Below are 4380 nucleotides of genomic sequence, written 5' to 3' on the forward strand. Positions count from 1 at the left end.
CCTCGTTCATCGGGTACGAGCCCAATGTTATCGAGCGATAAATCATCCGTCGCACTTACTCTACCAGCGGAAAATAGGAGTGCATCAGAAACAAGTACTTTACCGCTATTTAATCGCGTTATGACCTGATTCGAATCTTTTTTGAGTTCACATGCCGCTACTTCTTCTCCGAGTCGAAGTGTGACCCCAAGTGAACGGAGCTGATATTGAAGTGTTTCTATAATCTCTTCATCAACAAAACCGAGTAATCGTTTTCTAGCATCAACAATAGTGACATTCACACCAAGCGCTGCGAACATGGATGCGTATTCGGTCCCAATGACCCCGCCACCTACCACCACGAGATCCCTTGGAATGCGAGACATCTCCAAGATATCATCACTGTCAAAGATGTGGCTGCCATCAAACGGAACTTCTGGAAGTCTTCGTGGTCGAGCACCGACTGCAATCAGAATAATCTCAGCGCTCTTTCTTATTACTCCGCCACTGGACTGAATCTCTAACGTATGTTCATCAACAAAGGAAGCGTGTCCGGGAATGATATCAATGCCATTTCTTTGAAGCTGGTGGTGAATGACATCGATTTCAATCTGTGTGATTCGGTGACAACGAAAGGTCAAGTCAGACATCTCGATATCGCTCTTTACCCGATATCCAGCTCCATAAACGCTTCTCTGCCGGTAGCCAGAGAGAAATACTACGGCCTCCTTAAAAGACTTACTCGGGATAGTCCCAGTATGAACGCATACGCCCCCTACGACCTCACGCTTATCGATAACCCCAACTCGCTTCTTGAGCTTTGCCGCCTGTACCGCAGCTCTTTGGCCAGCTGGACCACACCCAATTACGAGCAGATCATAGTCGAACTTCTTTTTAGAACCCTGTTTTGCCATTCTGTGAGAAGACCCGTATTCTGCATCCTCCTCTCTTATTGAGAGGATGCCTACCTTATTTGTGGGATGATAGTGTGGGCGAAACGGTTCCTAAATCAAATAGATACCCCCATACTAAGCACATGTGATTCTTTATTTTTTCACAAACCCGCAGTATAACGCTATAGGGAGTTAAAAGATGCGAAAAAGAGTAGAACTTCGTTTCAGACTCCTTTCGGGCTGCAAAGGCCTCACCTGAAGAATCAGAAGGGAGGCCGGCGGGTAAACGGCTTGAGGGAATTCTCTTCGTAAAGATTCCGTAGCAGTAAAGATTCCGTAGCAGTAAAGATTCCGTAGCAGTGGAACGTGCAGAGAACACAGCAAGGGATAGAAGACGAACGGGTTGAGATAAAAAGTAAACGAACTATGAGCAATTCTAAAAATATCGTGATCGATACGAATCAGGTGAAAAAGATAGCCAATCTTGCTCGACTCACTATTCCTGAAGAACGCACTGCACTTGTCAGCGAGAGACTCACGAACATATTGTCGTATATTGAACAGCTTAATGAGGTAGACACTGATGAAGTTGAACCCCTTAGCCACGTCCACGGTGCGGTAAATGCATATCGCGAGGACGAATCTGAGGAGTATGAAAACAAAGAGCAGATACTTGCAAATGTTCCCGAACGTTCTGGAAATTTTATTAAAGTCCCATTGGTTATCGATCAAGAATCCCATTAACCGCTAGTAATGAGAGAAATTCCGTTTACTGGAGAAACCATATGTCTGAGTCTCACCGCGTAACGCTCACTGATACTCTTGAGAAACTCTCAAAAAAAGAAATTTCATCAGTTGAGCTTACCCAAGCACTTCTCGAACGCATTGAAGAGCATACTTCACTTGGTGCTTTCATTTCGGTCGATCGGGAATCAGCACTTCGGGCTGCGAAGGCAGCAGATGAGCTCGGGGGGCCAACCGAGGAATATCCATTACGTGGAGCACCTCTCGGCATTAAAGATATTTTTACTATCGAAGGTGGCGTGACAACGTGTGGCAGTAAGTTTCTTGAGGGCTACTCTTCGCCATTCACTGCTACATGTGTTGAGAACCTATTTGATGCGGGGGCCTTCTCACTTGGAAAAACGAACCTCGATGAATTTGCGATGGGCTCCTCAAATGAAAACTCGGCCTACAGCGTCGTGCAAAATCCGTGGGACACAACACGAGTTCCAGGTGGATCAAGCGGAGGCTCCGCGGCTGCGGTTGCTGCCGATCTTTGCCAGGGAGCACTGGGAACAGATACTGGAGGTTCGATTCGCCAACCAGCGGCATTTTGTGGCATCTCGGGTCTGAAACCGACATACGGACGCATTAGTCGATACGGATTAATCGCTTTCGGCTCTTCGTTGGATCAAGCCGGCCCGATGGCAGTAAGTGCAAAAGACTGTGCATTACTTGCTCGCCTGATGGCTGGATATGACAGAAAAGACTCAACATCAGTAAAGCAGCCCGTTACGAAATGGGAAGAACCTCTAGAGAATATTTGTTCAGGGCTCCGTATTGGCGTTCCAAAAGAGTATCTTCTCACTGGGATTAATCCCGAGGTCTCGCAACGGGTCGAGGAGGCCATTCAACAACTCGAAAAACTTGGTGCAACGCGAGTTGAGGTATCGCTCCCTCATACCGAGTACGCTGTTGCGACATATTACGTGGTAGCACCTGCAGAAGCATCATCTAACCTCGCCCGATTTGATGGCGTCCGTTATGGGCAAAGAGCTACAAATATCACAAACCTGGCCGATCTCTATACACGCTCTCGTAGCGAAGGATTTGGAGACGAAGTACAGCTTCGTATCCTTATCGGAACCTATGTATTGTCCTCAGGTTACTACGATGCTTACTACAAAAAGGCTCAAAAAGTTCGAACTTTGATTCAGCGGGATTTCCATCAGACATTTCAGAATGACTGTGACATCATCATCTGCCCGACGACGCCAGATACCGCTTTTGGCATTGGAGAAAAGACGGCGGATCCACTCCAGATGTATCTGGCCGATATTTTCACTATTCCGGCGAGCCTCGCAGGAATTCCTGCTATGAGCATTCCGTGCGGATTCGACAGCCAAGGGCTTCCCGTCGGGCTGCAGCTTATTTCACCTGCTTGGGACGAACACCGACTTCTGTCTGTAGCCCAAGCATACCAGAGAGAAACAGACTGGCACTTGCAAAGTCCAAAATAGATACTCTGAATGAAGGAAATACCTCCCATGGATTACGAAACAGTCATCGGTCTTGAAGTTCACATACAACTCTCAACTGAGTCGAAAATTTTTTCACGTGCATCAGCTGCCTTCGGGGCTGATCCAAATGCGAACATCGATCCCCTTACCTTTGGACTCCCGGGAAGCCTACCGGTTTTGAACAAGCAAGTAGCTGAAAGTGCTATCATGTTGGGAATTGCGCTCAACTGTGAAATCCGCCGATTCAACCGCTTCGCGCGTAAGCATTACTTCTATCCAGATCTCCCAAAGGGATATCAGATATCTCAATTTGATGAGCCAATTTGTGAACATGGACAACTCATTATTCGGACAGAGGAAATCGAGCGAACCGTAGGTATTACTCGAATCCATATGGAAGAGGATGCTGGGAAAAATATCCACGATCCAAGAACAAAAGCCTCACTTGTTGATTTGAATCGTGCCGGCGTTCCTCTCTTGGAAGTTGTTTCAGAGCCCGACATCCGGTCTCCGGCTGAAGCAGGCGCTTACCTTAAAACGCTCCGTCAGATAGCGCGCTATCTCGGAATAAGCGACGGAAACATGGAGGAAGGCAGCTTAAGGTGTGATGCAAACATATCGTTGAGACCTCAAGGAGAACTTAAATTCGGAACTCGAACCGAAGTAAAAAACATTAACTCCTTTAAATTCGTCGAGCGGGCTCTACACTATGAAATCGCCCGCCAACTGGCGATTCTCAAAGCTGGCGACAAGGTAGTACAAGAAACGAGGCTTTTTGACAGCGCTACAGGAACAACCCATCCAATGCGCTCGAAGGAGGAATCTGCTGACTATCGTTATTTTCCCGATCCGGATCTTCCGCCACTTGTTGTTGAAGAGAGTTGGATTGAGAAGGTTCGTTCAAATATGCCTAAGCTACCAGAGGAGCTAAGAGTCTTCTTAATGGAAGAGCTTGACCTGAGTAGCTACGATGCAAGCGTCCTGACGGCAGAACGAGATGATGTTGAATACTTCATGGAGTGTCTCGGTGTCTGTAAAAATGCGAAAGCCGCATGTAATTGGATATCATCCGAGCTCTTTGGCTTATTAAAAAAAGACGGCCTCTCAACTGCGGAATCCCCAATCTCTGCACAACATCTTGGAGAGCTCATTCGTCTTATCGACCAGGGCTCAATTAGTGGAAAAATGGCGAAGGATGTGTTCGAGGAAGCTTTTAAGACTGGTGGGGCTCCAAGTGAGATCATTCGTTCACGTGGACTAGAGCA

4 protein-coding genes are annotated in these 4380 nt (G+C 47.1%); 3 read left to right on the top strand and 1 reads right to left on the bottom strand.

All coding sequences use genetic code 11. The features are described 5' to 3' along the window. Positions 1 to 893: FAD-dependent oxidoreductase (locus EBR25_12525; GenBank protein ID NBW41810.1), on the bottom strand; the 893-nt coding region annotated here is incomplete at its 3' end. A 405-nt stretch (positions 894 to 1298) separates the two neighbouring features. Between EBR25_12525 and gatC the strand changes: the two genes are divergently transcribed. From gatC to gatB, 3 genes are all read left to right on the top strand, one after another. Continuing rightward, the gene (gene gatC, locus EBR25_12530) at positions 1299 to 1616 is read left to right on the top strand and encodes an Asp-tRNA(Asn)/Glu-tRNA(Gln) amidotransferase subunit GatC (protein ID NBW41811.1); all 318 of its coding nucleotides are present in this window, start codon (positions 1299 to 1301) and stop codon (positions 1614 to 1616) included. Between the two features lie 41 nt (positions 1617 to 1657). Next, positions 1658 to 3115, top strand: coding sequence for an Asp-tRNA(Asn)/Glu-tRNA(Gln) amidotransferase subunit GatA (gene gatA, locus EBR25_12535; GenBank protein ID NBW41812.1), 1458 nt, complete (start codon positions 1658 to 1660; stop codon positions 3113 to 3115). A 27-nt stretch (positions 3116 to 3142) separates the two neighbouring features. Continuing rightward, a partial coding sequence (gatB, locus tag EBR25_12540; protein ID NBW41813.1) for an Asp-tRNA(Asn)/Glu-tRNA(Gln) amidotransferase subunit GatB occupies positions 3143 to 4380 on the top strand: 1238 nt, incomplete at its 3' end.

The organism is bacterium, assembly GCA_009926305.1.
Classification (GTDB): domain Bacteria; phylum Bdellovibrionota_C; class UBA2361; order UBA2361; family RFPC01; genus RFPC01.

Bases quoted from the DNA above. Each gene is read 5' to 3' on its own strand.
- gatC (NBW41811.1), top strand. From the start codon at position 1,299: ATGAGCAATTCTAAAAATATCGTGATCGATACGAATCAGGTGAAAAAG.
- gatA (NBW41812.1), top strand. From the start codon at position 1,658: ATGTCTGAGTCTCACCGCGTAACGCTCACTGATACTCTTGAGAAACTC.